The organism is Weizmannia agrestimuris, assembly GCF_943193165.1.
Classification (GTDB): domain Bacteria; phylum Bacillota; class Bacilli; order Bacillales; family Bacillaceae_C; genus Weizmannia; species Weizmannia faecalis.
The window spans coordinates 14,370-39,046 of the sequence record NZ_CALPDC010000028.1 but is presented as its reverse complement, the minus strand read 5'-3'; the positions used below and the strand labels follow the sequence as shown (position 1 = coordinate 39,046).

Below are 24,677 nucleotides of genomic sequence, written 5' to 3'. Positions count from 1 at the left end.
CGCCGTGTACGGAACCGTACGCACGGTGGTGTGAGAGGTCGGCTAATCAAATAATGATTAGCCTCCTACTCGATTGCACTTTATAAATCCGGTAGTTGGTCTTCCTTTAAATGGAACGCTCACATCAAATGAAGTAGTTGTTCTTTTAAATGGCTGCAGTTATGATATCCGGAAAAACAGATCGGCTTCAGTTTCATGTGCGTCATCAAACATTCCGGTTTCCTCCTTTAGTGTCCAAATAGATCATATTTTCTAACAAGGTGAACTGAACCAAGCCGGCTGGATTATTTGTTTTTCGCCTTTTTAATTTTATGATCAATGACGGAAATTCCGGTAAACTCTATCAATAAAATAAGAGGAATGAAAAGACTGTTTACGGTTTTAAAATATAAAACTACGATAAGAAACAGGAATAAAATGGCAGCACTAAAAATATATCTCAATTTCAGGAAACGAACGATCTGTTTATTGGGTATGTTATTCATATGATGGGATTCTTTTATAAAAAAGGAATCGATTTTAGACAGTTTCTTCGTTTTCATAAGAACGAGATACCGGTAAAGCAAAAAAAGTATAAGAATGATCATAGCAAAACCTAACACAGTATTTATCACTGTATCAAACATTTCGGAGCCCCCATTTCCGCATCCTTTACAGTCTCAACATAACATATTGCTTCAAAAATGACTATCCATAATTGACCGTTGATTCACGCTGAAAAAGTAAACGGACAATGTAAAAGAAGGAAATCCGCAGTTCTTGTGCTACAATAGATGACGATAAGAAAATAGAGAATTGTGCCAACCGATTGATAAATGGATTTCAGCTGCCGGGGCGAAAAGAAATGATAAAGGGCTGGCAAAGGAGGAAGCAAGAGAGGAGGTTAATAAATGGATTTCATTCCCATTCAAGTCAGGCAGCATCTCCAGTATATTCTCCCGTTCCGAAGGGATTCTTTTATCGTAAGCTTCGGAACGGATGCAAATTTCAATGCAAGAGAGTACCTTGAATGGCTTGAAATGCAGCAAGTACGATTTCCGGAAGGTTTTATGCTTGCGATTGAAAATGGTGTTCCAATTGGACAGCTTGAGGTGACACGTAAAGATTTTGAAGGTAAACCGATTGGCTATGTCAACTTGTACTATCTTATTCCGGAAAAACGTGGCTCGGGTCTTGGCGCTGAACTACATGCGTATGCGATGAGCGTTTTCAAAAAACATCAATTGGAGGAATACCATCTCAGAGTATCCCCGACAAATAAGCAAGCCATTTCGTTCTATGAGAAAATGGGAATGAAATGGCTAAAGCCCGAAATGGACGGGAAAGTGTTCCGGATGGCAGGAAAGGTTTAGAACATTAACGATAAAAGAAAAAGCGGACAGGAGAGGAGCAAATGCATATCCGTATTTTAAAGGAGTCTGATGCTGACGCATATCAGAAACATCGATTTATAAAGGCCATGTTTACGGCATGTTTGTCGCATGAACTTCGAGAGGAAAGGGAGTGGGGAGACACTTTAAAAAAACGCATAAGCATAGCGAAAGAAACCAAAGGCCTGGAAAAACAAATCAATTTAACTGTTGTTTTCGGAAATCCAATCGCAAAGAAACGCTACAAGGGCGCATTTTCAAAAGCATTCATTTAGCGTAGTAGGGGGGACTGCATTGAAAAACAACAGAGCGCCAATTGTGATCATAAGTTTAATTGCAGTTGTGCTTTTGTTCCTGGCAGCGGCATACATCCTAGGATTTGGCTATCATATTCTATCCGTATTTTTTGTGTTTTTAGCCCTATTTGTTCTCTGTATTCCTGTGTATGTGATTGCCAGATTCCTATCCAGTTTTAAAAAGGGAACACAAGCAGCCCCATCCATCAAAGTCAAAACAATGGATACGGTGAATGCAGTCGTGCTTATTTGCCTGTTTATCGTGGGGTGTTATCTGAACGCTTATGGTGCAAGGGCAGGCGAACAGCTGCACGTTTATGAAATTGGAGGGCGGGCGGACGGCTATGCTTCATTGGCTCCTAATCATATCTTTTCAGCGATTGTGTTGGTTGTACTGGGCATGGCTGTTTTTTGCAAGAAAAAAGTGCAGAGTATTGCAGTATATAAATTCGTTTATACCGCATAAAAATTCAATCTGAATTCTCGCTATTAAGGGCTTGACATGGAGCCTCTGCAGCCATGATTCTTTTGCCAAGCGGCCAGCTGTAACAGATTTGGCAAACCCAAACAGGTTATCATGGCTACCCCTCCATGTAAAGCCCCTCTGCATAACCATTTGCATAGAAATTTTGCACATCTCTGCACTTTAATTTTGCAATAAACACATGGCTGGGTTCCTGATATTGAATTTTTATGCCGGCCGGGTTTCACCGGTTATCTATGTCGTGAGCAGTACGATACTGGTTTTAAATATTGGGTTTGCTACTGTTTATTTTACACATACGCTATTCTCAAAACTGGGGGATATGTATTCCGTCCGAGCATTTCAATATAGCTTATTTTGCCTTGCTTTACTGTATATCACCAAGTTAAAAGATTCACTGAATGAGTTTTCAATAAAAATGAGGAAAGAGACTGTACAGTATAAGGGATTTCTTCTTTTACTCTTTAAAATTTCCGTACGGTATAGTAAAATGCCTCGATTGTGGGCGATTTGTTTTTTTCCTGTTTTGCTTATTGTCCAAATGGTCCTCATATTATTTGGTCAGCGGCCGGACAGCTTTATCCGTTTGTTTTTAGATACAAGTTCTTTCACCTATTCCAGGATACCCAATCCCCCTCCGGAAATGTTAAAGGGAGACGAACACTATTTATGTTCTGTGGCAGCGAGGGGTCACACAAAAGTCGTTAAGCCGGTAAGGGCAGGGCTCCGGCACGGCAAAAGAATTCCTGTGAACCGCCAGCTGCTTGTTGCGAACGCTTTCGAACATCTACTTGAAGAATACATGCCGCGTATGCATCACTTCATCCGCTATATTTATGATAAATACGGTTATCCTCTCAGCAGGCATATCCGTACAAAGTGGTCAGCTGACCTTGTCTATCTTTTCATGAAACCTTTGGAATGGTTTTTTCTGTTTATCTTATATACAGTGGATCAAAAACCGGAAAACAGGATTCAGATTCAATATAGCGAACTGCGTAAATAACGATCATCATCGTTTTATATCTGAACCCGGTTCGTATCAGCCGGGTTCAATCTTGGTGTCCAAATGCCAGTCTGCATTTTCATCGGGGCGCAAAGCCTGAATTAAGTATAAATTTAACGCCTCAAGCTGTCCGCCTACTGCCACTCTTTCCGGTTCCTCTACATGAGCCATTAAAATCAGTCCGTCCCATATGTTCACCATAAAATTGACAATCGTTTCAAGCGGCTGTACCGGGTGAAATTCACCCTGTTTTACGCCCTCTTCTAGAAGCGCTAAAAAGCTTTTCATGGCCCGGGTATACCTTTTTTGGAAAAATGCCTTTCTTTCCGGATTGCGCCACCTGGTGACAGAGTATTCATACATCACGATCCCGTAAGGATTTGGCAAACTTTGGAAAACCACTTTCTGATAGGCTTGAATGGCATCCCATACTTTTTCATGGCTGCTTGCCAGGTCTTGAATGTACGTATAAAATGAATCGTCATTTTTTTCAATAACCGCCTGCATGATTTCCTCTGTGTTAGAAAAATACTGATACAGATTTCCTCTGCTAATGCCGGCTTCTTTTACGATATCCTGCATGGTAACAGGTTCATAGCCTTTTCGTTCAAACACCCGCTTCGCAGCATCCAATATATGATTTTTTCTTTCTTCAAGATGTTGTTTTGATACCCTCGGCGACATGAATTTCCTTCCTTTCTGCTTTTTTCATTGCGATTGCGGAAACGGCAGCAAGCAGGCAAGTGGTTCCGCCAGAGATCAGGAATGCGAGACGGACGCCAAACCACTCTGAAAGCGAGCCTCCAAGTAATATGCCAACAAGCACAGCGAGTGTAGAAAGGCTGTTGATGGTACCGAACACTCTTCCGGTATGCGTTTCAGGCGATTTCTTTTGGACGAGCACATCGAAAGGAATGACAGCCATTGTAAAAGAAAAACCCATCAGAAAAAAGACGCAAGGGTAAACGGCTTCAATGATGCCGATCGGCCAGCCGGTACCCGTACTTACCATGATACAACCCAAACCAAGTATGGCGGGGCTGATTTTTAAAGTGATTAATTTCTCCCCTAACTTTATTTTCGTAAACAGCACGGAAGCAGTAAGCATGCCAAAACCGCTTGCCGCAATACACCAGCTCGCAAAATGGACCGTTGCGTTCTTGATATCCCTTATTAATATCATGGCCTGGGAATCAGAAATTTGCAAGGCCAGTATCATGGTACAAAAAACGATCAGACCTATTTTTAACACGGGAAAACCGGAGAGAAAGCGAAATCCTTCAGTTAGCGAGACCTTTTCCCGATGTTCTAGATCACTTTTTACCGGGCTCTGTAATGTTGGCGCCTTGATTCCAAACAGCAGGAGGGCGGAGAGGAAGAAAGAAATGGCATCAAGATAAAAAGCGCCTTTGATTCCGGTCAGGCTGATCAATGCGCCGCCTGCTACCGGCCCGATGATTTTGGCACTGTTATTGATCATCTCGCTTGTGCCGATTGCCGCCTGTATTTGGTTTTCACCAACAACTTGGCGAAGCAGGCCGCTTTCTGCAGGGGTGAAGACGGCTGAGAAAAAGCCCAAAAAAAATAGAAAGATATAAACTTGCCAAAGCGAAACGGAAAAAGCAATCCCGAGCACACAACCGCAGCGGGCGAAATCCGAGAAGCTCATCAGCACTTTACGGTTAAACCGGTCTGCCAGCCAGCCGGCAGGGGATCCAAATAAAATTGACGGCAGCACCATGCATAATGTAATGCCTGCCATTGCAATCGGGTCGGCGTGCCACTTAAATGCCACTAATGCAAACAATGCAACAAGATGCAGCCAGTCCCCAAGATTTGAAACGGTTTGCGCACTGATTAAGAATAGAAAGGAATGATTTTTAAAAAGCGAATGCTTCATTATGCTCCTCCTTAAATGACACATGTGTCGTTTTTATAATTATAAGCGACATTCGTGTCATTTAACAGACTATTTTCGTCTTTTTCATAAAATTGGTTTTTTTGTGAGCATACAAGCACGAGAAGAGGGGGCGATGTGGTTGTTTCCGTCAGCACTTGCAACCGCAGCCGCTGTCGTATAAATATCTGAATGGCTGTCTATTCAGTTTACGATGACGGAATGAAGCGTTAAATGAGCTTATATATCGTGAGTATCATCATGATTGAAAATTTTTGCAGTTTTTTTCGGGATTTTTGGAAAAACAGGAGCCCTGACTGGGAGCCGATAATTGAACCAATCACCATAGAAAAAAGCCTGCACCACTTTACACAGGCAAATAGAAAGCCTATAATGGAAAAAAGTGAATATTTCAGACTACTAGGGGTGCCCGGATTGGCGGGCTGAGAGAAAAACATTTGGTTTTTCAACCCTTTGGACCTGATCCGGATCATGCCGGCGTAGGAAAGTAGGGATTTTGGGAAATTTTCTTGCTTATTAAAGTCAGGTCTTTTACAGGCCTGGCTTTTTTCTGTTGGAAGGGAGGGAAAATAGCTGCTTTTAGGGCGGTAACCGGAAAAACCTCGTCAATGACGACGGGCAGGAAGAAATAAAAACAAAAAGTAGGTGGAAGATTGCTATAGCAGGAAAAAATTCAAATGGTTGAACGGGCTTTGGAACGGTTTGCAGCTTGTACATATTGGAAGTTCGGATGAAAGGAGGTTTCCTAAATGAAGTGGCGAAAATGGCTGGGGGATTACGGACTTTTTTGCGTTACGATGCTGGTCTTGATAGCCGGCTGGCAGTGGGTCATACAGAAAGGGGTGATCCCGTCTTTCATTTTGCCGTCCCCTACCCAAATCTATGCATCTTTCATAGAAAATCACAGGCAACTAATAAATGTGCATTTGCCTGCGACAGTGGAGGAAGTCGGCATCGGTTTTCTTTTATCTGTTGCGGGTGGAGTGATGATCGGTGTCATCATGTATGTCTCCAAAACGGCTGAAAAAATCTTTTATCCGTTTCTTGTTATTTCGCAAACGATCCCGCTTGTCGCCGTATCACCTGTTTTTATGATGTGGTTCGGCTATTCAGTTTGGAGCAAGGTAGCGATTATTGTGTTAACGGCTATCTTTCCGATTGTAATCAGCACTTTTGACGGATTAAAAACCGTCGATCCCGCCTATCTGAATTTGTTTCGGACAATGGGCGCCAGCCGTTGGGATATTTTCCGAAAACTTTCTGTCCCGATGGCCCTTCCCCAATTTTTATCCGGCTTGAAATTATCGGTTGTATATTGTGTCAGCGGGGCAGCGATCGGAGAGTGGCTTGGCGCAACTGCGGGGCTTGGCTTTTTTAGCAAGCGAATGTCTGGGTATTTGCAGTCGGGCGCTGTTTTTTCGGCCGTTTTTCTTTTGGCTGCACTCGGCATGGGATTATTTTTGCTTATTTATGGGATGGAAAAAAGCTTATTGAAAAACAGAACAAAAATTTAGGGGGATGTTCAATGAAGAAACGATGGGTAATGGTCGCTGTACTGGCGTGTATGCTAGGTGCCTGCAGCAATCATTCGCAGCAAGCAACGAAACATGCGCAAAAAGTAACGATCATGCTGGATTGGTATCCAAATGCGGTTCATTCTTTTCTTTATGTAGCCAAGGAAAAAGGCTATTTTAAAGCGCAGGGCCTTGATGTCAGCATCAAAATGCCTTCTGACACAAATGACCCGTTAAAACTTGCGGCTGCGAATCGAATTGATATTGCATTAAGTTATCAACCCCAAGTGTTAATCGCGCGCGATGAGAATATTCCGGTCCAATCTTTTGGCACCGCCGTCCGCCATACGCTGAACCGTGTGATGGTGCCAGCTTCAAGTGGTATCCGCTCACCGAAAGACCTGGCGGGCAAAACGGTCGGCTATTCTTCCATTCCGCTGGAAGAAGCAGTCGTTCGGACAATGGTCAAAGCAGACGGGGGCGATCCGGACAAGGTGAAAACAGTGGATGTTGGCTATGATTTAATCCCTGCTCTGACAGCCCGTAAAACTGATGCGATCGTCGGCGGTTTTGTTAATCATGAACAGTTGCTGCTGGAAAAGGAAGGCGTACCCGTTAGAGCATTCAATCCGGCAAAATACGGTGTTCCGGATTATGCCGAACTCGTTTTCATCGCAAACGAAAATAAGCTGAAACAGCAGCCAGACATTTTTAAAAAATTTCTTGCTGCTGCCGAAAAAGGCCAGCAATATGTCAAAAAACATCCGGAAAAGGCGCTTGCCATTTTGTTAAAACATGAAGATGCCTCTTCACCGCTGGATAAAAATGTGGAAACGAAGAGCCTGCACATTTTGCTGCCGCTGATGAGCGAAAAAAATAAAACGATTGCCGATCAGGGCCTGAAAAAATGGCAAGACGTTTCGGATTGGCTGTACCAGACAAAGATCACAAAAACACATGTCAATGCCGCAAAAGCTTTTGTCCATTTAGAAAATAAATAAGGAGCATTCTGGAAGCCAAATCGCTTTGGCTTCCGCCAGCATGGGATCACAAAACCGGGTGGCGGAACATGCAGAGTATGTTATTCGCTTCAAGCGCTGCATGTTCCTGCGGGAAGCCGCAAAAAAACCGCAGCTGTATGCCTGCGGTTTGCATGTTAAGCCTAAAAAGGGCCTCCGGGGCTTTGCCATCCTGCTGAACATAACGATCAAACGTCTCGGGCCAGGAAAAAACGCTTATCGCCTGGCCCAAATGGCAAAGCATGCGATGCGGCTCTTTCCGGAAAAAGCCGCATCGCATGCTTTGAGCAATGAATGGGACTGGTTAATACACCATGCTTTCATCGTGGTAATATTTAAATTCGAGCAAGTTGTTGGAGGGATCTTGGAGGAAAAATGTCCAATGTTCCTCTTGCCTGCCCCCAAACCGGACCATTTTCTCCTGGAAAAATGCCAAGCGGTTTTTCTTTGCGGATTGGAGGGTTTCCTCAAATGCTGCTTTATCCAAAAAAGTAATGCCGAAATGGCGGGGATACATTTTCGGGTTGGGGTCTATTTTTTCAGGGCTCAGATGGCAGACAACCTGGTCCCCGAAAAAATTGAAAGTGACCCGGTCATCATACCGGCGCGCCACCTTACAGCCTAATTTCTGATAGAAATCGGCTGTTTCATCAAGATCTTTGCACGGGATCGCCAAATGAAAAATTTTATCCGTTTTTCTCATGGGAATCTCCTCCAATAAAAAAAGTATCTGATCGCAAACCGAGCCTTAATGTTTCAAGCGCAAGGGCATCCGAAAAAGGGATGTTGGCCAGATTGGCATCCGGGCCGAGCTGTTGGATAAAAAAGCCTGGAGCTGCTTGTTGGGCGCTTCGAAAATGAAAGCATCGCGGGGAATCCCGGAGTCCAGGATGGCCGCAAACATCTCCTCCCGTATTTCCCCGTCCCCGTTGCAAATGCCGCTCGTGCCGCTTTCCCTTGCCTCTGTCATCACTTTATATGCGCCTGCTTCTAAATCTTGACTAATCGATTCCAGCCATAACGCCGGCGTGTCGGCTATTGATTTGGCAGTATCTTTTGAGCCAACTTCACTTAACACTTTAAACTCCTTTGAAAATTCCGCAATATAATGGCACTTTTCCGGATTGGACAGCGGCAGGGTGCCATTTGAGATTTCAACATATTCGCATGCAAACCGCCGGCAGTATTGAACGTACCGATCCGTCTTTCCCTGGCTGGCAAACTTTTCAAATAAAGTGCCGCCGAAAAAGAAGGCAATGCCGTTTTGCCTCAGGTGATCTATTTTTTCTTCCAAATGGCGCGAAACCACCGATGTTCCCCAGCCGAATTTGACGAAATCAATATAAGGGGCTGCACTGTTCATGGTATCTTTAAAAAAGTTCAGCGGAATGCCATTGTCAATTAAGATGGTGATTCCGCAATCCCGCGGTTTCTCATTGCGTAAAGGCAGTGTCAAACCATGGTCATTCATCTTCAACCCTCACGATCGTTGGAAATTCTCCTGTTGGATCAATTTTCATAACAAACCCGCAGTCTGTTTCGTTGCTGCAAAATTCCAGGTCAGCCGGGTTAAATGCAGGCTGGCCGGGATCAAGAAATTTCTTTGCAACACTGGCATTTACAATCTCCTTGATCACTGATTCCGGCTTTATCGTGCCGGAGCCGGTAAGGATGCTTTCCATGTATAATGCGCATGCCAGGTCATCTTCCCCCGTCGGATGGGAAGCGATAATATTGATGCGGGCGTTGTCTTTGCCTTTCCATTTGCGCAGGACCCATTTTGCCGTCATTTTTGCATTCGAAAAGCCGGTAACATAGACTTCCTTTGCACAAAGGGCGCGGAAGGCTGCTTTTACCCCGTTTGTGGATGTTTGCACCAACGTTTTGCCGGCTAACGGCTGTTTGGCGATGGCGGCCGGTGAATGGCCCAAATCAAATCCCGGTATCGGAAGGCCGTTCCTTTCGCCCGTGAGCAAGACATGCGGGTATTTGTCTTTGATACAAAAAGCCGCTTCTTTTGAGTCTGCCAGCCATATCTCTTTTACGCCGCCCAAAAAGGCATGGTGGGCAACCGTAAACGCGCGGATCACATCGATCACAATATTGGCATCCCCGGCTTCCGGCGTGATCTCATTCCCCTGGTAAATGCGGATGTTCATCCATTCCCCCCTCATTCTGTGCAAAAAATACATAAAGTATATTGGAGGGACGCTTGATGCGGAATTTGCCACCCTTTTCTTTTTTTATCGCCCCCGTCTGTTCAAAAAAGAATTGACTGCCACCGCATTTGATTGTATAATGTTTTCAATGATTTCTAAATAATGATTCGTGCTTCTTATCCAGAGAGGTGGAGGGAAAGGCCCTTTGAAGCCTCGGCAACAGGTTGAAAAACACTGTGCCAATTCCTGCAGACAATCGTCTGAAAGATAAGAGAAGTTGACCATTGTGCGCCGGCTCTTCTTATCTTTGTAAGAAGAGCTTTTTTCGAAGGTGCTTCTCATGGAAAGAAGCGGATTAAAATCCAAGTAAACTTCTATGTCTATTTGGATTAGGATGTCATACATAAATAAACAAATGAAAAGTGCATGCAAACATTGCGAGGTGGAAGATTTGCCGTTAAGTGTACAAAACAGCCCGTTTAGTAAAGAACAGGCGGAAAAGTTAAATGAACTGCTGCAAATGTTAACGGATCAGCAAAAATTATGGCTGAGCGGATATTTAACCTATCCGTTTGCCGAACAAGGAACGAATCCCCCGGGAAGTACAGCTGTTGCTGAAAAGCCGGTACAGACGGCAACCAAAACGGTTACGCTGCTGTTTGGTTCCGAGACAGGCAATGCCCAGGCGCTTGCCGAAGCATTCGCAGCCAGATTAAAAGAAATGCAGTTTGCCGTATCTTTTTCGGCACTCGATGCGGCCAAGCCGAAAGATTTAAAAAATGCAGGGTATCTGCTCATCATTACAAGCACACAAGGGGAAGGGGACCCGCCCGACAACGCATTGTCTTTCTATGAGCTGATCCACAGCAGAAAAGCCCCGAAACTGGACGGGGTCCAATTTTCCGTTTTGGCGCTTGGGGACCAGACATATGAGTTTTTTTGCAAGGTCGGAAAAGAGATCGACAAGAGGCTGGAAGAGTTGGGCGGGGAACGGCTCTATCCGCGAGTGGATTGCGATGTGGATTATGAAGAAGACGCCCAGGAATGGTTTGAAGGGGTTACAGGCGTGCTCCAGTCATCTGCCTTGCCGGCTCCAACCGCTGCCGATGCCACCCGGCCTGCAAACACCGATTATTCCAAATCCAACCCGTTCCAGGCGGAAGTGCTGGAAAATATCAATTTGAACTGGGAAGGGTCCAATAAAGAAACGCACCATATCGAATTATCCCTTGAAGGTTCCGGTTTTACATTTGAACCGGGGGACAGCATCGGGATTTACCCGGAAAATGACCCGGAACTCGTGGAACGGCTGATCGAAAAGCTCGGCTGGGATCCAAAAGAACCGGTTCCGATCAATAAAAAAGGGGAAGTACTGCCGGCCAGGGAAGCATTGCTCAGACATTATGAAATTACGAGATTAACAAAACCACTGCTTCAGCAGGCAGCCGTGCTTTTCGGAAACAAAGGGCTTACGGCTTTGCTTGAAAATGAAGCGGAGGCAAAGGCATACCTTGAAGGACGGGGCCTGATCGATCTTGTCGAGGAATATCCGCCGGAAAAAGTGGAAGTGCAAGCTTTTGTACAAATGCTCCGGAAAATGCCGCCGCGGCTTTATTCGATCGCAAGCAGTTGGAAAGCGAACCCCGATGAAGTCCATCTTGTCATTGCACTGGACTGCTATACAGCAAACGGAAGGGTGCGCGAAGGAGTTTGCTCCGGGCAAGTCGCAGGCAGGATAAAACCGGGAGACAAGCTGCCGGTTTATGTCCACCGCAATCCGAATTTCAAACTTCCGGCTGACCCGGATGTGCCGGTGATCATGATCGGGCCGGGAACAGGCGTGGCGCCGTTCCGTTCTTTCCTGGAAGAAAGGGAAGCGGAAGGGATCACCGGCCGAACATGGCTGTTTTACGGGGACCAGCATTTTGCGACGGATTTTCTGTATCAGCTTGACTGGCAAAACTGGCTGAAAAATGGCGTGCTCGAACGGATGGATGTGGCTTTTTCGCGCGACCAGGCAGAAAAAATATACGTCCAGCACCGGATGCTTGAAAAAAGCAAAGATTTTTATGCATGGCTTGAAAAAGGCGCCTGTGTGTATGTGTGCGGTGATGAGAAGCACATGGCCCGCGACGTCCAGGAAACGCTGCTTCAAATTCTTGAAACAGAAGGCAATATGGCGAGGGAAGAGGCAGAGGATTATTTACAGGAAATGCGACGGGCAAAACGATACCAGCGTGATGTGTATTAACAGAGAGGGGCAGGAAGATGGCTGATAAAAAACTTGATCCGCTTGAAACGATAAAAGAAAAAAGCCGATTTTTAAGAGGAACGATTGCGGAAGGACTCAAAGATCCGCTGACCGGTGCGATATCCGAGGACGATAATAAACTGTTGAAATTTCATGGCAGCTACCAGCAGGACGACCGGGATATCCGCAACGAGCGGCGCAAAAAGAAACTGGAGCCGGCTTACCAGTTTATGGTGCGTGTCCGCATTCCGGGCGGCGTTGCGACCCCGGAACAGTGGCTTGTGATGGATGAACTGGCGCAAAAATACGGGAACGGAACGCTGCGTATGACGACCCGGCAGACATTCCAGATGCATGGCATTTTAAAATGGAATTTAAAGCAGGCCATCCGCGAAATGAACGATGCGCTCATGACGACGCTTGCCGCGTGCGGGGATGTGAACCGGAATGTGATGTGCAACCCGAACCCGTACCAGTCGGATGTGCATGCCGAGGTGTATGAATGGGCGAAAAAAACGAGCGACCACTTGTTGCCGCGGACTTCCGCGTATCATGAAATTTGGCTGGAAGATGAAAAAATCATTGATACAAAAGAGCAGGAAGAGGCAGAGCCGCTGTACGGGCCAACGTATTTGCCGCGGAAGTTTAAAATCGGGTTTGCTGTGCCGCCTTCCAATGATGTCGATATTTTTTCACAGGATTTAGGGTTTATCGCCATTTTGAATGAAGGGAAGCTTGAAGGGTTTAATGTCGCGGTTGGCGGCGGGATGGGCATGACCCACGGCGATCCGAAAACATATCCGCAGCTTGCCCGGATCATCGGTTTTTGCACGCCGAACCAGGTGATTGAAGTGGCGGAAAAAGTGGTGTCGATCCAGCGCGACTACGGCAACCGCGCGAACCGGAAAAATGCGCGTTTCAAGTACACCATTGACGCGCGGGGGCTTGAATGGATCAAGGCGGAACTGAATGAACGGCTCGGCTGGGATCTCGGCGAAGCCCGCCCGTTCCATTTTGACCATAACGGCGACCGTTACGGCTGGATCAAAGGCGATGGCAAATGGCATTTGACGTTATTTGTCCAAAGTGGCAGGATTAAAGACTTTGACGGCTACCCTTTGATGACCGGGCTGCGCGAAATTGCAAAGATCCATCAAGGCGAGTTCCGCCTGACCCCGAACCAGAATGTCATCATTTCCAATGTAACCGACGAAATGAAAGGAAAGATTGACGAACTGGTTGAAAAATACCATCTGACGGACGGCAAGCATGCTTCCGCCCTCAGAAGAAACTCGATGTCCTGTGTCGCATTCCCGACTTGCGGCCTTGCGATGGCGGAAGCAGAACGGTACTTGCCGGAACTGCTCGGAAAAATCGAGGAGATTTTGGACGAAGCGGGGCTGCGCGAAGAAGAAATCGTCATCCGGATGTCGGGCTGCCCGAACGGATGTTCAAGGCCGGCGCTTGCGGAAATGGCTTTTATCGGAAAGGGCCCCGGAAAATACAATTTGTATTTGGGTGGCAGCTTCACCGGCGACAGGCTTGCTTGCCTTTATAAGGAAAATATCGGGGAAGAAGAGATCCTCGCGTCACTGCGCCCGATTCTTTTGCAATATGCAAAAGAACGGCAGGAAGGCGAACATTTCGGGGATTTCGTCATCCGCGCCGGAATTGTAGAAGCGATCCGTGACGGACGTGATTTTCATAAACCGGCAGCGGTGAATAAATAATTTTACAAACTGTGCCTAGAAGGATTTTATTCTCCGGGCACAGTTTTTTGTTTCTTTACAAAAGCTTCCAATTGGGACATACTGTTTAGCAGAATACCTCATAAAGGATGGTTGCCATGCTGGGAAAAAATTTAAAAACATATATCGAAAACCAAAAGGATACTATAATAATATTATGTAAACAAGAAATAGCGTATTTGGAGCGCTATAAGGATTTTTTCAAAGATGCTGTCAGGGAAAAAGAAATTGTTGAAAAAGAGGGTACCGCCCGTTTTGCCGATGCATCTATTGAACGGTGCAGCAAGGAAGCCGATGAGACCCTTGCGGTGGAAACGGCGGCGTTTTTAAATGAACCTGTCATCTATTTGAAAAAGCATAGGAAAGAATATGTTTACATCGCGTCACACTGGTTTGACATCATTGGCGTCGACGGGATTGCCCTCGAGTTGGATGATGTCTTCGGCCATTACAATAGTATGCTCGGGCTTAAAGTGCAAAAGAAATACGGGCCGGCGATTCAAACGGGGTTGTCTGAACTGCTGGAAGGAGACGGGAAGGGGGAAATCCTTTTTGATGGCAATGAAGGCATCTGGGATGTGAACTTTCCGTTGAACGATGTGCCCGGTTTCAGGGAAGAGATGCCACTCATGGAAGCTTTCGTGAAAATATACGAAGTGCTGTTTGCCTTGCAGGAAAAACTTGAAAAAATGTCTTGACCCTCACGCTGCGTCACCCCTTACAGTAAAGAAGGAAGGGGGCTGCATGATGAGAATTAAAGAAGTTGCAGAGCTGGCCGGCGTCAGCATCCGGACATTGCGCCATTATGACGACATCGGGCTGCTAAAACCGGCTGAAGTTTCACCGTCCGGTTACCGGCACTATTCGGAAGAAAACCTAAAAACGCTCCAGCAAATCTTATTTTTCAAGGAATTGGGCTTCCCTTTGCAAAAGATCAAGGAAATCATGGAAAGCCCTTCGTTTGACAGGCTCGGGGCGCTCGAGCTCCAGCGCCATTTGCTGATTGAAAAACAGAAGCGGCTCGCGAAAATGATTGCCTTGATCGAAAAAACAATCCAATCGGAGAAAGAGGGAATGGAAATGTCTAGTGAAGAAAAATTTGCCGGTTTCCGCTTTGACAACAATCCGTATGAGCGTGAGGCACGCGAAAAATGGGGGGATCAGGCAGTAGATGCAGCGGAAGCGAAAATGGCGACGCTTGGCGGGGATGAAAAATTGGCTTTGGCTGATGAGATGAACGAAATTTACCGTGAGCTTGCCGCCATCCGCCATACGGACCCGCGCGCACAAGGAGCGCAGACAGCGATCCGGAAATGGTTTGATTTTTTAAACCGCCATTTCGGGAATTATACGCCGGAAGCCTTTAAAGGGCTTGGCCAAATGTATATAGAAGACAGCCGGTTTACAAAAAACATTGATCAATTTGGCGAAGGGCTTGCAACGTTTATGGCCGCAGCCATGGCGAAATTTGCGAATCAAACGGAGGAATAAAAAAAGCAGGAGCTGCCAAAAAAGGGGCTCCTGCTTTCTTTTTTTCGTTTGCCGCCTTTCAAAATAAATTGGAAAATTAATGAAACTTGTCTTACAATAAAGAGAAAGCATGACAAGGAGGTATAGGAATGCCACAAACCTATCAGCAATATTTAAAGGAACACCATGAGCAGCATTTAAAAGAACTGTTTGATTTTCTCCAAATCCCGAGTGTCAGTTCCTTATCCGAACATCAAACAGATGTGAGAAAAGCAGCGGAATGGCTGAAAGCGGAGCTTGGGAAAACAGGCCTCGAACATACCGCAGTGATGGAAACGAAAGGAAACCCGGTTGTATACGGCGACTGGCTTCACGCAGACGGGAGGCCGACCGTCCTGATTTACGGGCATTACGACGTCCAGCCGGTTGACCCGCTGAACCTCTGGAAAAGCGATCCGTTCAAACCGGAGATCCGCGATGGCAAAATTTTTGCCCGCGGCGTGAGCGATGATAAAGGGCAGGTGTTTATGCATATCAAAGCGATCGAGGCGCTGATGGAAACGGAAGGGGAACTGCCTGTCAATATCAAAGTGTTGTTTGAAGGGGAAGAGGAAATCGGCAGCCCGAATCTTGCGCCATTTGCAGAAGCGCATCAGGAACTTTTAAAAGCGGATTTGATCGTCGTTTCCGATACCGGCATGCCGGAATTGGGAAAACCGACGATCTGCTACGGGCTGCGCGGCTTATGCGGCCTTGAAATCCATGTAAAAGGCGCATCAAGCGATCTTCATTCCGGCGAATACGGCGGCGGGGTGCAAAATGCTGCCACTGCGCTGGTTGAATTGCTGGCATCCTTCCATGGCCAGGACGGCAGGGTTTTGGTGGAAGGCTTTTATGACAAAGTGGAAGCAAGCACGCCGGAAGAAAAAGAAGCGTTCGCAAAACAGGCGGCATATGAAAGCCAAATACAGGCGCAGCTTGGCGTGCCTGTATTGTTCGGGGAAAAAGGCTACTCGTACGCAGAAAGAACATCCGTCCGGCCGACGCTTGAGATCAACGGCTTACAAAGCGGTTTTACCGGGGAAGGCCTGAAAACCGTTTTGCCGTCTGAAGCCTTTGCGAAAGTGACCTGCCGCCTTGTGCCAAACCAGGATCCGTACGAAATTCTGTCGTTAGTGAAAAAACATATTGAAGCCCATGCCCCAAAAGGCGTAACCATTTCTGTAACCGAATTTGACAAAGGTTACCCGTATGTCACGCCGCGCAAGCATCCTGCCATCCAGCTTTGCGGAAAAGCGTATGAAAAAGTGTACGGCGTGCCGGTTACCTATACAAGGGGCGGCGGGTCGATTCCGATTGTTGCAGAATTTGACCGCATTTTAAACATACCGGTCGTGCTGATGGGGTTTGCCCTTTCGTCGGAAAATGCCCATGCGCCGAACGAGCATTTCCATCTTGAAAATTTTGATAAAGGCATCCAGACCATTTGCACGTATTGGAACGAGCTCAAAACATTGCCGCTTTCATAAGATAAGGAGGAATGCCCCGTATGCGGGTTTTCATTCCCAAAATGCTATAAAAAGGATGTGGGAGATGTTGCGTCCGGTCTTATTAGGGGTATGTGCCGCCTTCTTTTTCGCGGTGACATTTGTTTTAAACCGGTCGATGGAACTGTCGGGCGGCAGCTGGATTTGGAGCGCCTCCCTCCGGTACATTTTGATGGTTCCGTTTTTGCTTGTGATCGTGCTTGCCAGGAAAAATTTTCAAGCCTTATGGGCGGAAATGAAAAAGCATCCGGCCGGGTGGTTATTGTGGAGCTTTACCGGTTTTGTTCTTTTTTATGCGCCGTTATGTTTTTCAGCAGCCTATGCGCCCGGATGGCTCGTGGCCGGCACCTGGCAGATCACGATTTTATCCGGTTCACTGCTTGCCCCGTTCTTTTTTAAAACGGTGGAGACGCCGAAGGGCCTGCTGAAAATCCGGGAACCCATCCCGTTCCGCGGCTTGCGCTGGTCGCTTGTGATTTTGCTCGGCGTTTTGATGATGCAGCTTGAGCAGGCCGGCCGGATCAGCTTCCGGGAAATGATGCTGGGTGTCCTTCCCGTCATTGTGGCGACTTTTGCTTATCCTTTGGGCAACCGGAAAATGATGGAATTGTGCGAAGGCCGGCTCGATACATTTCAGCGTGTGCTCGGCATGACACTTGCCAGCCTGCCCTTTTGGTTTATTCTGTCATTGTACGGTTTAAAAGCGTCCGGCCCGCCGTCCGGAAACCAAATCGTGCAATCAGGCGTGGTTGCGGTCTTTTCCGGGGTGATTGCCACGGTATTGTTTTTCCGGGCAACCGATCTTGTCCGCGGCGATATGCAAAAATTATCGCTTGTAGAAGCGACCCAGTCATTGGAAGTGCTGTTTGCGCTGTTCGGGGAGATGGCCATTTTACCGGTTGCGGCGCCATCGCTGTTGTCCTGGTTCGGCATCATCACAGTTGCAGCCGGCATGGTGCTGCACAGCCTGATGTCACGAAAAACGGTAGCACCGGCTGCATGGAAAATGAAAAAGTCAGAAATCAGCGGATAAGAAAATATGGGAAAAAATGAGACAAAATGAGACAGCTGTCCCGGTTTGTCTCATTTTTTTATGTGCCGGGCGGACGAAGAAGGATGAAAGCGGGGTTTTCAATTGGCACGCTTTTTGCTTGTTTACCAAGTGAAAGACGACGATAAGGAGGATGGATAAATGGAGACAGTAAAAGCGGGCGAACTGCAGTTAACGAAGGAAAAAGCGCAGTGGATGTTGCAAAAAATGTTTGAAATCCGCAAGTTTGAAGACAAAGTGCATGAAGTGTTTGCGACCGGCATTTTACCGGGATTCGTCCACTTATATGCCGGCGAGGAAGCGGTTGCAGTCGGCGTTTGCGCCCATCTGAACGATCAGGATATGATCACAAGCACACACCGCGGCCACGGCCACTGTATCGCGAAAGGCTGCGATTTAAAAGGGATGATGGCGGAAATCTACGGGAAAGCGACAGGTCTGTGCAAAGGAAAAGGCGGTTCCATGCATATTGCCGACCTCGACAAAGGCATGCTCGGTGCAAACGGGATTGTCGGCGGCGGGTTCCCGCTGGCATGCGGCGCAGCATTGACGGCGAGAGTTAAAAAGACGAGTAATGTAAGCGTTTGCTTCTTTGGGGACGGCGCGAATAACCACGGTACGTTTCACGAAGGCATCAACTTGGCAGCCGTATGGAAGCTTCCGGTCATTTTTGTGGCGGAAAATAACGGCTATGGGGAAGCGACGCCATTCCATTATGCGTCAAGCTGTAAAACGATTGCCGACCGTGCCGTTGCCTACGACATTCCGGGTGTTCGTGTCGACGGGAAAGATATCGTCGCCGTGTACCAGGCGGCAAAAGAAGCGGTGGAACGCGCCCGCAACGGGGAAGGCCCGTCGCTGATTGAATGCGTGACGTACCGAAACTACGGGCATTTTGAAGGGGATGCCCAAACTTATAAAGCAGAAGCAGAAAAGGCGAAACAGCTGAATGAAAAAGATGCGATCGTCCAATTTAAAAAATTTGTGCTTGAACAAAACCTGTTCAGCGAAGCAGACATCAACAGCCTGGAACAAAAAGTGGAACAGGAGATCGAAGAAGCTGTGAAATTCAGTGAAGAAAGCCCGTATCCGGACCCTTCCGAACTTTTGAAAGATGTCTATGTATCCTACTAATTTATGAAAAAAGGAGGCCTTTCCAATGGGAAGACAAATTTCTTTTTCGCAGGCCATTAACGAAGCGATGAAACTGGCGATGAGAAGAGATGAAAATGTAATTTTGATGGGGGAAGATGTTGCCGGCGGTGCGGAAGTTGATCACCTGCAGGATGAAGAAGCATGGGGTGGCGTGCTTGGCGTGACGAAAGGCCTTGTCCAGGAATTCGGCCGCGGGCGGATTTTGGATACGCCGATTACGGAAGCGGGCTATATGGGGGCTGCGATGGCTGCTGCTTCAACAGGATTGCGGCCGATTGCAGAGCTCATGTTCAACGATTTTATCGGCAGCTGTCTGGACGAAGTGCTCAACCAGGGCGCGAAATTCCGGTACATGTTCGGCGGCAAGGCGCAAGTGCCGGTGACGGTCCGGACGATGCACGGCGCCGGTTTCCGGGCGGCGGCCCAGCACTCGCAAAGCCTGTATGCGCTGTTTACGTCGATACCGGGCTTAAAAGTCGTCGTGCCGTCAACGCCATATGATGCGAAAGGGCTGCTTTTGGCTGCGATCGAAGACAATGACCCGGTTATCTTTTTTGAAGATAAAACGCTTTACAACATAAAAGGGGAAGTGCCCGAAGATTACTATACGATTCCGCTCGGTAAGGCGGACAGGAAACGTGAAGGAAGCGACATCACCATTGTTGCAGTTGGCAAACAGGTACAGACGGCGCTTGAAGCGGCAGAACGGCTTGCCAAAGACGGCATCGAAGCGGAAGTGATTGACCCGCGCAGTTTATCGCCGCTTGATGAAGGGACGATTCTCCAGTCGGTCGCAAAAACAAACCGGCTCATTGTGGTCGATGAAGCGAACCCGCGGTGCAATGTGGCAACCGATATTGCGGCACTTGTTGCCGATAAAGGATTTGATGATCTGGACGCCCCGATCAAACGGATCACGGCACCGCACACGCCGGTTCCGTTCTCGCCGCCGCTTGAAGATTTGTATTTACCATCCGCCGGGAAAATTGTGCAGGCGGTATCAGAGCTCTTGGGGGAACCGGTCGGGCAATAACGGACAGATAGAAAGGAGTGGTTGGCATGCCGGTTGAAGTTATTATGCCCAAACTTGGGATGGCGATGAAAGAAGGAACCGTTTCACAATGGAATAAAACAGAAGGAGAAGCCGTTAAAAAAGGCGACCCGATCGCCAGCATCAGTTCGGAAAAAATAGAGATGGAAATCGAGTCCCCTGCGGACGGCAATGTATTAAAAATCAATGTGCCGGAAGGAAAGGGCGTGCCGCCGGGAACGGTGATTTGCTATATCGGAAACCCGGATGAAGAAGTGGCGGCAACAGCAGCCCAGGTGCAGGAAGAAAAAGGAGAAGAAGAAATAAAGGCGGCCCATCCCGCACCGCTCCCGAAAAAACCGGGAAAAGCGCGCGTGAAAATTTCCCCGGTCGCGCGGAAAATGGCGGAAGCAGCAGGCATTAAACCGGAAGATATAAAAGGGACCGGGCCAGGGGGCAGGATTACAAAAGAAGATGTGGAACAGGCAATTGCATCAAAGAAAGAAAGCCGCAAACAGGACAGCCTCATCCATGCGCCGGCAGGAAAAGAACCGAAGCACACACCGGTATCCGGCATGCGCAAAGTGATCGCAGAACGCATGCATGCCAGCCTGCAATCAGCTGCACAGCTGACGATCACGATGAAAGCGGATGTCACGGAACTATTGGCGCTAAAAACGCAAGTGAAAGAGACAATCGCAAAACGGTACGACAGCAAACTGACGATCACGGATTTTATAGCAAGAGCTGCCATCCTTGCCCTCGAAAACCATCCGGAAATGAACAGTGCGTTTATGGATAACACAATTGTCACTTACCCGGAAATCCATTTGGGCATCGCAACGGCGGTTGAAAAAGGGCTGATTGTCCCGGTCATTCGCAACGCCGAAAGCAAATCGCTGATCGACTTGGCAAAAGAAATCAAAGAAAAAACAGCGGCAGCAAGATCCGGGAAACTGCCGGCAGATGAGATGCAAGGGTCCACTTTTACCATTTCAAGCCTGGGTGCAAGCGGCGTCGAATTTTTTACGCCTATTTTGAACCCGCCGGAAGCCGGAATATTGGGTGTCGGTGTCGTTTCGGATGAAGCTGTTTTTATCGGGGACAAAATTGAAAAACGGAGCCGGCTGCCGCTCAGCCTGACGTTTGACCACCGCGTGCTCGATGGGGCGCCGGCAGCGGCCTTCCTGCAAACGGTCAAGCAATATTTGGAAGAACCGGTTACGATGCTTTTGTAGGAAAGAAGGGATCAGGATGGAAACCATCGGGATTTTAGGCGGCGGGCCTGCGGGCTACGTCGCTGCCATTACAGCAGCACAGCAGGGTGCGGATGTCATTTTATTTGAACAGGCGACACTCGGCGGCACATGCTTAAATGAAGGGTGCATGCCGACCAAGACACTTTTGGAAAGTGCAGGGCGCTACCGGGACATTCGGGAAGCGGACAAATTCGGGATCCGGGTGAACAAGGAAGCGGTGTCCATTGACTGGCCTGCCCTGCTTGAAAGGAAAAATGCGATCGTTTCCCGGCTCGTGCAAGGCATTCAATACTTAATGAAGAAAAACAAAATCAAAATCGTGCAGGGAAAAGCGGCATTCCAGTCACCCCATGTTGTTCTTGCAGAAACAGCAAACGGCACGGTTGAAATAAAAGCGGACCAGTTCATCATCGCAACAGGGTCTGAACCGAGTTCCCTCCCGTTTGCGCCGTTTGATGGCAACTGGATCATCGACAGCACGCAGGCCATGTCTCTTCCCGGCCTGCCTCCATCGCTCGTGATTGTCGGCGGTGGGGTAATCGGTTGCGAGTTTGCGAGCATTTACAGCCGGCTTGGGACAAAAGTGTCGATCATAGAGATGGCCCCACATATTTTGCCGGGGGAAGATGCAGATATCGCGAATATTTTAAAAGAGCAGCTTGAAAAAGACGGGGTGGACATTTATACATCTGCTGCCGTAAAAAAACTGGACCGTGATAAGAAATGCGCGCTGATTGAACAGGAAGGGGAAACGCGCGAGATTTACGGGGAATACGTGCTTGTTTCAATCGGCCGGAAACCGTCTGTCAACGGGATCGGCCTCGAAAATGCCGGGGTGGCGTATGAAAAATCGGGCATAAAAGTCAATGAAAAGATGCAGACGAACATCCCTCATATTTATGCCTGCGGCGATTGTATTGGCGGCATCCAACTTGCACATGTCGCTTTTCATGAAGGAAAAGTGGCCGCGCTCAATGCATGCGGAATGGAGGAAAGTGCGGATTACAAAGCCGTTCCCCGCTGCATTTATACGTTTCCGGAAATTGCCGGCACCGGCCTCACCGAAAAGCAGGCGAAAGAAATGTACGGCGCTGTCCGGATCGGCGAATTTCCGTTTTCGGCAAACGGAAAAGCGATGATCAGCGGTGAACAGGTCGGGAAAGTAAAAGTCATCATCGAGCCGGAATACGAAGAGGTAGTCGGCTTGTCCATTTGCGGCCCGCATGCAACAGAACTGGTCGGGCAGGGGGTATTGATGCTGAACGGGGAAATGACGGCTGATCTGCTTGAGCGCTTGATTGCCGCTCATCCGACCGTCTCGGAAGCCATCCATGAAGCCGTTTTAAACGCACAGGGCCATCCGGTGCACGTATAATCATTCCCGGCAGTTTCAGACTGCCGGGAATATTCATAAGCCCTGTCTACATATTGAAAACGCTTTCCATATTCGATTATAATAGAAAAGAACATCACGACTTTCTTCCTGATGCGCAATTTTCTATGATGAGTCGGAGGGATGAAAGATGGCTGTATGTTATTGGAATACGTGGAAAAAGTTTGTGCAGGAAGGGACATTGGATCCCGAGAGAATCAACAACCGAATCGCTGAATCGTGGTACCGCTGTAAAAAACGGGATGTGAACCCGTATTTGCGGAAAGGGCAGCATATCCTGCCTGTTGAAAAACTATTGGCACACCGGGAAAGGCATAAAGATTTTTTAAATATTGCCGAGCGCCATGTGAAAAAGATGGAGCCTGTGTTTCAGGAAGCCGGCATGATGGCGCTCCTGATTGATCCTTGCGGGCATGTGCTATCCGTATCAGGAAACCGGAAAACCATTTTTGAAGCGCAAAAAATTAATTTTGTCGAAGGGGTTTGCTGGACGGAAGAGCGGGTCGGCACGAATGCGATCGGCACTACGCTTGAGACAGGGGAAGCCGTGATGGTGAACGGCCCTGAGCATTTTTCGGTTGCCTCCCACCAGTGGAGCTGTGCAGCCGCGCCGGTTTACGACAGCCAAAGGAATCTTGTTGGCGTCATGGACTTAACATGTCCATATACCGAATCCCACCCTTTCATGCTCGCCATGGTTTCATCGCTGGCTTATACAGTAGAGCAGGAAATCGTACGCATGGCAAAAAGCCGGCATGAACGTTTCATCCAAAAAGCTGTTGAACTTTCGGACCAGTACGGGGACCGGTTACTCGTCATTACGGATGAAGAAGGAAAAGCCGTTGCGGCAAGCCGGCCGCTTCGGAAGAAAATGCCGGATTATTTTGGCAGAACGATTGAAGAAATGACCTCCCAAACGGATACCATTGTGAACCAATCCATTCCATTGCCTTCCAGCCGGGAAAAAATCGGCACCTGTTTCTTTTTGTCTGAAAATAAAAATCTTTCCGGCACCCTTCTTCAAAAAGAAAAGTTCGTCTTCTGCGGCGTCACCGGCATAAGTAGAAGTTTTCAGGAAACGTTGCGCAAAGCCCGGATTGCTTCCCTTTCCGATACCACTTGTTTTATCACGGGTGAGACCGGAACTGGAAAGGAACTGGTCGCACGGGCCATCCATGAAAACAGCAGCCGGAAAAACGGCCCGTTTATTGCCGTCAATTGCGGGGCTGTGCCGAAAGAATTAATGGAAAGCGAGTTTTTCGGTTATGCCGACGGGGCTTTTACCGGCGCAAAACGGGGCGGCCATAAAGGAAAATTCGAGCAGGCCCATGGCGGCACCTTATTTCTTGACGAAGTGGCCGAGCTGCCGTCTGCCATGCAAACGGCGTTGCTCCGCGTCCTGCAGGAAAGAAAAGTCGTGCCGATCGGTTCTGCAAAAGAAGTGAATGTGGACGTCCGGATTATTGCCGCGACCCACAAGGATTTGCCGAAGCTCGTCAAAGAAGGGAAGTTCCGTGAAGATTTGTTTTACCGCCTGTATGTTTTTCCCGTCCGCCTTCCTGCTTTGCGCGAAAGAAAAGAAGACTTGCCTGCATTGATTCAGTATATCAGCAGAAAGAAAAATCAAGACGTCGAAATCCCGCCGGCGGTTATGAAGAAAATGCAGGATTATCATTGGCCCGGCAATATCCGTGAACTGATGAATGTGATTGAAAACGTCCGACTGCTTGCTGTGGCCGGTGAAGAAGAAGCGGAACGGTATGTGGACGAATATGTTTCCGGAGAGACCGGGCTTAACGGCATGGAAAAACAGGTCACGACGCTGAACCCGCGGGAAACGATTGAGCGCGATATGATACTGGAAGCTTTGAAACATACGAAGGGAAATGCGGCGGCAGCGGCGAAAATGCTGGATATTCCGCGCAGCACATTTTACAGAAAACTGCGGAAATACGGCTTGTAACGATTGAATGCCCGGTTTCAGGGTATAGAAAAAATATCATCTTG

21 protein-coding genes, 1 pseudogene and 2 riboswitches are annotated in these 24,677 nt (G+C 47.8%); of the genes and pseudogenes, 17 read left to right on the top strand and 5 right to left on the bottom strand.

Features of this window, described 5'->3' with window-relative positions; all coding sequences use genetic code 11:
• Window positions 1-890 precede the first annotated feature (890 nt).
• The 4 genes from NFR98_RS11035 (at window position 891) to NFR98_RS15835 (ending at window position 3,156) form a co-directional block, all read left to right on the top strand.
• Window positions 891-1,352 carry a GNAT family N-acetyltransferase gene (locus NFR98_RS11035; protein ID WP_013859342.1) on the top strand — a complete coding sequence of 154 codons (462 nt, stop codon included), beginning with the start codon at window positions 891-893 and terminating at the stop codon, window positions 1,350-1,352.
• 41 nt (window positions 1,353-1,393) lie between these two features.
• Entirely contained in the window at window positions 1,394-1,645 is a 252-nt protein-coding gene (locus tag NFR98_RS11030; protein ID WP_013859343.1) for a hypothetical protein, read from the top strand.
• Between the two features lie 19 nt (window positions 1,646-1,664).
• Window positions 1,665-2,132, top strand: a complete 468-nt coding sequence (locus NFR98_RS11025; RefSeq protein ID WP_041819053.1) for a DUF6688 domain-containing protein — start codon at window positions 1,665-1,667, stop codon at window positions 2,130-2,132.
• A 199-nt stretch (window positions 2,133-2,331) separates the two neighbouring features.
• Entirely contained in the window at window positions 2,332-3,156 is an 825-nt protein-coding gene (locus NFR98_RS15835) for a DUF6688 domain-containing protein (RefSeq protein WP_013859344.1), read from the top strand.
• A gap of 36 nt (window positions 3,157-3,192) precedes the next feature.
• Here NFR98_RS15835 and NFR98_RS11020 read toward each other — a convergent pair whose 3' ends face one another.
• Together NFR98_RS11020 and NFR98_RS11015 are read right to left on the bottom strand one after the other, a co-directional pair.
• Complete coding sequence (locus NFR98_RS11020) at window positions 3,193-3,840, bottom strand: TetR/AcrR family transcriptional regulator (protein WP_013859345.1); 648 nt, start codon at window positions 3,838-3,840, stop codon at window positions 3,193-3,195.
• A complete protein-coding gene (locus NFR98_RS11015; protein ID WP_013859346.1) occupies window positions 3,809-5,056 on the bottom strand; it encodes an MFS transporter in 1,248 nt (415 codons plus the stop codon). The genes NFR98_RS11020 and NFR98_RS11015 overlap by 32 nt, the downstream gene beginning before the upstream one ends.
• Before the next feature lie 409 nt (window positions 5,057-5,465).
• Window positions 5,466-5,577: riboswitch (TPP riboswitch) on the top strand.
• A 246-nt stretch (window positions 5,578-5,823) separates the two neighbouring features.
• Between NFR98_RS11015 and NFR98_RS11010 the strand changes: the two genes are divergently transcribed.
• Both NFR98_RS11010 and NFR98_RS11005 read left to right on the top strand, forming a co-directional pair.
• Window positions 5,824-6,588, top strand: a complete 765-nt coding sequence (locus NFR98_RS11010) for an ABC transporter permease (protein ID WP_013859347.1) — start codon at window positions 5,824-5,826, stop codon at window positions 6,586-6,588.
• Between the two features lie 11 nt (window positions 6,589-6,599).
• Window positions 6,600-7,589, top strand: coding sequence for an ABC transporter substrate-binding protein (locus NFR98_RS11005; protein ID WP_041819055.1), 990 nt, complete (start codon window positions 6,600-6,602; stop codon window positions 7,587-7,589).
• Between the two features lie 322 nt (window positions 7,590-7,911).
• Here the strand turns inward: NFR98_RS11005 and NFR98_RS11000 are convergent, their stop codons facing one another.
• From NFR98_RS11000 to NFR98_RS10990, 3 genes and pseudogenes are all read right to left on the bottom strand, one after another.
• A complete protein-coding gene (locus tag NFR98_RS11000; protein ID WP_013859349.1) occupies window positions 7,912-8,310 on the bottom strand; it encodes a VOC family protein in 399 nt (132 codons plus the stop codon).
• A pseudogene (locus NFR98_RS10995) lies at window positions 8,294-8,991 on the bottom strand (phosphosulfolactate synthase). The gene NFR98_RS11000 and the pseudogene NFR98_RS10995 overlap by 17 nt, the downstream one beginning before the upstream one ends.
• 79 nt (window positions 8,992-9,070) lie before the next feature.
• Window positions 9,071-9,766 carry a 2-phosphosulfolactate phosphatase gene (locus NFR98_RS10990; RefSeq protein WP_013859351.1) on the bottom strand — a complete coding sequence of 232 codons (696 nt, stop codon included), beginning with the start codon at window positions 9,764-9,766 and terminating at the stop codon, window positions 9,071-9,073.
• Between the two features lie 173 nt (window positions 9,767-9,939).
• Window positions 9,940-10,040: riboswitch (SAM riboswitch) on the top strand.
• Window positions 10,041-10,160: 120 nt separating this feature from the next.
• Between NFR98_RS10990 and NFR98_RS10985 the strand changes: the two genes are divergently transcribed.
• The 11 genes from NFR98_RS10985 (at window position 10,161) to NFR98_RS10935 (ending at window position 24,633) form a co-directional block, all read left to right on the top strand.
• On the top strand, window positions 10,161-12,017 hold the full coding sequence (locus NFR98_RS10985) for an assimilatory sulfite reductase (NADPH) flavoprotein subunit (protein WP_013859352.1): 1,857 nt from the start codon (window positions 10,161-10,163) through the stop codon (window positions 12,015-12,017).
• Window positions 12,018-12,034: 17 nt separating this feature from the next.
• On the top strand, window positions 12,035-13,747 hold the full coding sequence (gene cysI, locus NFR98_RS10980) for an assimilatory sulfite reductase (NADPH) hemoprotein subunit (protein WP_013859353.1): 1,713 nt from the start codon (window positions 12,035-12,037) through the stop codon (window positions 13,745-13,747).
• A 197-nt stretch (window positions 13,748-13,944) separates the two neighbouring features.
• On the top strand, window positions 13,945-14,463 hold the full coding sequence (locus tag NFR98_RS10975; RefSeq protein WP_251460141.1) for a hypothetical protein: 519 nt from the start codon (window positions 13,945-13,947) through the stop codon (window positions 14,461-14,463).
• 49 nt (window positions 14,464-14,512) lie between these two features.
• Entirely contained in the window at window positions 14,513-15,256 is a 744-nt protein-coding gene (locus tag NFR98_RS10970; RefSeq protein ID WP_019721303.1) for a MerR family transcriptional regulator, read from the top strand.
• A 128-nt stretch (window positions 15,257-15,384) separates the two neighbouring features.
• Window positions 15,385-16,764 (top strand): dipeptidase, encoded by a 1,380-nt coding sequence (locus tag NFR98_RS10965; RefSeq protein ID WP_251460139.1) that lies wholly within the window; start codon window positions 15,385-15,387, stop codon window positions 16,762-16,764.
• A gap of 64 nt (window positions 16,765-16,828) precedes the next feature.
• Window positions 16,829-17,815, top strand: coding sequence for a DMT family transporter (locus NFR98_RS10960; RefSeq protein WP_035189838.1), 987 nt, complete (start codon window positions 16,829-16,831; stop codon window positions 17,813-17,815).
• Between the two features lie 159 nt (window positions 17,816-17,974).
• Window positions 17,975-18,967: a thiamine pyrophosphate-dependent dehydrogenase E1 component subunit alpha gene (locus NFR98_RS10955; RefSeq protein WP_251460138.1), complete on the top strand. Its 993-nt coding sequence runs from the start codon at window positions 17,975-17,977 to the stop codon at window positions 18,965-18,967.
• A gap of 25 nt (window positions 18,968-18,992) precedes the next feature.
• Window positions 18,993-20,021: an alpha-ketoacid dehydrogenase subunit beta gene (locus NFR98_RS10950; protein WP_014098304.1), complete on the top strand. Its 1,029-nt coding sequence runs from the start codon at window positions 18,993-18,995 to the stop codon at window positions 20,019-20,021.
• Window positions 20,022-20,047: 26 nt separating this feature from the next.
• The gene (locus tag NFR98_RS10945) at window positions 20,048-21,256 is read left to right on the top strand and encodes a dihydrolipoamide acetyltransferase family protein (RefSeq protein WP_251460136.1); all 1,209 of its coding nucleotides are present in this window, start codon (window positions 20,048-20,050) and stop codon (window positions 21,254-21,256) included.
• Window positions 21,257-21,272: 16 nt separating this feature from the next.
• Window positions 21,273-22,652, top strand: coding sequence for a dihydrolipoyl dehydrogenase (gene lpdA / locus NFR98_RS10940; RefSeq protein WP_151706215.1), 1,380 nt, complete (start codon window positions 21,273-21,275; stop codon window positions 22,650-22,652).
• Between the two features lie 148 nt (window positions 22,653-22,800).
• Window positions 22,801-24,633 (top strand): sigma-54-dependent Fis family transcriptional regulator, encoded by a 1,833-nt coding sequence (locus NFR98_RS10935; protein WP_251460134.1) that lies wholly within the window; start codon window positions 22,801-22,803, stop codon window positions 24,631-24,633.
• Window positions 24,634-24,677: the final 44 nt, after the last annotated feature.